Annotated in this window: 4 protein-coding genes; 2 read left to right on the top strand and 2 right to left on the bottom strand. The window is 63.6% G+C overall.

The annotated features are described in order from the left end of the window. Together AB7F41_RS17140 and AB7F41_RS17135 are read left to right on the top strand one after the other, a co-directional pair. Window positions 1–824 (top strand): SulP family inorganic anion transporter (locus AB7F41_RS17140; RefSeq protein WP_428406724.1); only part of this gene is annotated, 824 nt, incomplete at its 5' end. A gap of 86 nt (window positions 825–910) precedes the next feature. Then, a complete protein-coding gene (locus AB7F41_RS17135) occupies window positions 911–1,660 on the top strand; it encodes a DUF2490 domain-containing protein (protein ID WP_428384933.1) in 750 nt (249 codons plus the stop codon). 24 nt (window positions 1,661–1,684) lie between these two features. Here AB7F41_RS17135 and AB7F41_RS17130 read toward each other — a convergent pair whose 3' ends face one another. Together AB7F41_RS17130 and AB7F41_RS17125 are read right to left on the bottom strand one after the other, a co-directional pair. Next, window positions 1,685–3,694 (bottom strand): acetyl-CoA carboxylase biotin carboxylase subunit, encoded by a 2,010-nt coding sequence (locus tag AB7F41_RS17130; RefSeq protein WP_428384935.1) that lies wholly within the window; start codon window positions 3,692–3,694, stop codon window positions 1,685–1,687. A 73-nt stretch (window positions 3,695–3,767) separates the two neighbouring features. After that, on the bottom strand, window positions 3,768–4,224 hold a 457-nt coding region (locus AB7F41_RS17125), incomplete at its 5' end, for an ATP-dependent Clp protease proteolytic subunit (protein WP_428406723.1).

Here is a 4,224-nt window from a genome sequence, read left to right as displayed (position 1 = left end):
CGCTCGGACGGATCGGCGAGGGCGCCTTGTGGGCCGCCGCCCTGTCGCTCGCCTTCGTATCTGGCGCGGAGACGCTGCTGACGGCGACAGCCGTCGACGCCATGCAGCGCCGCACGCCGCGAACGCGCTACAACAAGGAGCTTGTCGCGCAAGGCGTCGGCAATTTCCTTTGCGGAATTCTCGGCGTGCTGCCGGTGTCGGGGGTGATCGTCCGCAGCTCGGCCAATGTCACGGCGGGCGGGCGCACGAGACTCTCCACGATCCTGCATGGCGTGTGGATTCTGCTGTTTATCACGCTCGCGCCGGACGTGCTGCGCATCATCCCGGTCGCGAGCCTCGCCGCAGTTCTCGTTTACGCGGGGCTCAATCTCATCAATCTGAGCTTTGCGCGGTTCCTGTGGGGTCAGGACCGCATCGAAACCGGCATCTATGCAGCGACGTTGGCGACGGTGGTCGCGACCGACGTGTTGACCGGCATTGCGGTCGGCGTCGGTCTGGCGGTCGCGCGCCTGCTCTACACCTTCTCGCATCTCAACATCCGCAGCGAGACGATCGACGGCGTGACCATGATCCACCTCGACGGCGCCGCCACCTTCATCCGGCTGCCACAGCTCGCGGGCGCGTTCGAAGCCTTGCCGCCCGGCGCGCGCGTGCATGTGCATCTCAACGAGCTGAAATATATCGACCACGCCTGCCTCGATCTGCTCGCGAGCTGGGAAGCGCAGCTCCGGGCCGACGGCGGCGAATTGGCGCTCGATTGGGACGCCCTGCACGGCCTGTTCCGAGAACGCGTTCAAGCGATGCCCTCGTCGATCGCCGCCTGACGATCGCCTCAAAGAAGACGGTTTGCGGCGTTTGACTGACGCGCAGACTGTCTGCCTCAATGCGCAGGAATTCGATGTCCAGGGAGATGGCGGTGTCATTGACGACGGCTCTCGGCAAAAACCGGCTTGCCGCTTTCGGCGTCGGCCTGCTGGGAACGCTTGCGACAACCGCCCCGGCGGCGGCTGTCGGCGAAGATTTCAGAATCTGGGAAAACGTCACCGCCATCGCCAGGCTCGGCTCGATCGACCCCAGCCTTGAGAAATGGCGTCTCTGGCTCGAAAGTCAGGGGCGTTTCCGCGAGGACGGCACCACCGCCGATCAGGCGCTCGGGCGCGCCGGCGTCGGCTATGCGCTATCCGACAAGGCCAGTCTGTGGCTCGGCTACGCTCACGTCGCGACATTTCCGCAGGACGCCAGAACGCAGCATGAAAACCGGATCTGGCAACAGATTCTGCTGACCGAACACGCAACCTTCGGCGACCTGACGAGCCGCACCCGGCTCGAGCAGCGCTTCATTCAGAACGTCGCGCCGGTCGAATGGCGCCTGCGCCAGTTCGTGCGCTTTTCGCGCCCGCTCTGGGAGAACGCGCCCTTGAGCATCGTGCTCTGGGACGAAGTGTTCGTGCGGCTGAATTCGACGACGCCTGCAACGCGATTCGGCTTCGATCAAAATCGCGGCTTCGCAGGCGTCGGCTACAGTTTCAGCCAGACGGCGCGCGTCGAGATCGGCTACATGAACCAGCTGATCCAATCGCGCGTGGCCTCACAGCGCGCGCAGACGTTCGATCACCGGATCAATCACATTCTTTCGGTGAGCATGTTTCTCAACCTGTAGGCTGCGGCCCGCGCCGCAACGCCGTCAGGCGAACTCCATGATCACGGCGTCGACCGCGAGGCTGTCGCCGGGCTTGGCCAAGATCTTCTTGACGGTCACGTCGCGCTCGGCGCGCAGCACGTTCTCCATCTTCATGGCTTCGACCATGCACAAAGCCTCGCCGGCCTTGACCTCCTGCCCTTCCGTCACGTCAACGGTCTTCACGAGCCCGGGCATCGGACACAACAGATGTTTGGAGGCGCCGGCGTCCTTCTTCTTCGGCATGAAGGCGACAAGCTCGGCCTCGCGTCGCGTGTAGACGCGCGCCGCGACGCTGACGCCCTGATGCGAGAGTTCATAACCGTTGAGGATGGGCCGCGCCTGCACATAGACGGTGCGGCCGTCGACCTCGCCTTCAAGCACGAGTTCGCCCGGACGCCACGGCGAAGAGACCCGATGCGCGCGCTGATCGCCCTCGGCGAATCGCACGATCAGCGCTTCGCCCTGCGTGTCGACGGCGACGTCGAACCTCTGCTCGCCGAGCATGCACACGCGCTCGCGCTCGAACTCGACCGGCCGGCCGCCGCGCAACTGCCCGGAAATCTGGCGTTTGCGCTCATTGCCGATGTGATCCATCAGCGTCGCGATTGCGGCGAGCGTATGCGCCAGTTCGCCCTGCGGCTCATCCGGAGAAAATCCTTCCGGATATTCCTCGGCGATAAAGCCCGTCGAAAGCTCGCCCGAGCGCCAGCGCGGACTCTGCATCAGCGACGACAGGAACGGAATATTGTGGCGAATGCCGTCAATCACGAAACGATCGAGCGCATCGGCCTGCGCGACGATGGCGCGAAGCCGGTCCGGCGCATGCGTCACGAGCTTCGCGATCATCGGATCGTAATGGATCGAGATTTCGCGGCCTTCGGTGACGCCCGTATCGTTGCGCACCGTGACGCCGCCTTCCCGCTTCTCTTCCGGCGGCCGGTATTTCACCAGCCGTCCGATCGAGGGCAGAAAGTTGCGCGTCGGGTCCTCGGCATAGATGCGGCTCTCGACCGCCCAGCCGTTGATCTTGACGTTTTCCTGCTTGAGCTGCAGCGGCTCCCCGGCCGCGACGCGGATCATCTGCTCGACGAGGTCAATGCCGGTGATGAGCTCCGTCACCGGATGCTCGACCTGCAACCGCGTGTTCATCTCGAGGAAGTAGAAGCTCTTGTCCTGGCCGGCGACGAATTCGACCGTGCCCGCCGAATCATAGTCGACGGCCTTTGCGAGCGCGATGGCCTGCGCGCCCATTTCGCGACGCGTCTTTTCATCCAGCAGCGGCGACGGGGCTTCCTCGATCACCTTCTGATTGCGGCGCTGGATCGAGCATTCGCGCTCGTTCAGATGAATGACGTTGCCGTGCTTGTCGCCGAGCACCTGAATTTCGATATGGCGCGGATTGACGATGAACTTCTCGACGAAAACGCGATCGTCGCCGAAAGAAGACGCGGCCTCCGAACGGGCGCGCGTGAAGCCTTCGATCACTTCAGCGTCGGAAAAGGCGATGCGCATGCCCTTGCCGCCGCCGCCGGCCGACGCTTTCAGCATCACCGGATAGCCGATGTCCCTGGCGATCCTGACCGCCTCTTCGGCGTTTTCGATGACGCCGAGATAGCCCGGCACGACGCTGACCTTGGCGGCGGAGGCGAATTTCTTCGACTCGATCTTGTCGCCCATCGCCTCGATGGCGCGCACATTGGGGCCGATGAAGACGATGTTCGCCTCGGCCAGCGCCGTGGCGAAGGCGGCGCGCTCGGAAAGGAAGCCGTAGCCCGGATGAACCGCCTCGGCGCCAGTTTCCTTACAGGCGGCAACGATCTTGTCGATCAGCAGATAGGATTGCGCGGCGGGCGGCGGGCCGAGATGAACGGCCTCGTCCGCCATTTCGACATGGAGCGCGTCGGCGTCGGCGTCGGAATAGACGGCGACGGTCGACAGTCCCATGCGCTTCGCCGTCTTGATGATGCGACAAGCGATTTCGCCGCGGTTGGCGATCAGAATTTTACGAAACATTCCCGCCCTGCTGCCTCAATCTTTCAAGCAAATTGGCGCTGGCGCTAGAAGCGCCGGCGCCCGCCTCTTGCGCTCAGCGCTTCGCCTCGGCCTCGTCGTCAGGCCGCTTCTCCTGGACGGAGTCGACGATTCCGAACGACTTCGCTTCTTCCGCCGACATGAAATGATCGCGATCGAGCGTGCGTTCGATCGTTTCATAATCTTTGCCCGTGTGACGGACATAGATGTCGTTGAGGCGCTTTTTGACCTTCAGAATGTCTTCGGCGTGGCGCTGGATATCGGACGCCTGTCCCTGGAAGCCGCCGGACGGCTGATGCAGCATGACGCGCGCATTCGGCAGCGCGTAACGCAGACCGTCGGCGCCTGCGGCAAGCAGAAGCGAGCCCATCGACGCCGCCTGCCCGACGCACAGCGTCGACACTTTCGGCTTGATGAACTGCATCGTGTCGTAGATGGCGAGGCTGGACGTCACCACGCCGCCCGGCGAATTGATGTAGAGCGAGATTTCCTTCTTGGGATTCTCAGACTCC

It is taken from the genome of Methylocystis sp., assembly GCF_050251305.1.
In the GTDB taxonomy this organism is placed as follows: domain Bacteria; phylum Pseudomonadota; class Alphaproteobacteria; order Rhizobiales; family Beijerinckiaceae; genus Methylocystis.
The sequence above is the reverse complement of the archived record's forward strand: the minus strand, read 5'-3'. Positions and strand labels throughout refer to the sequence as shown.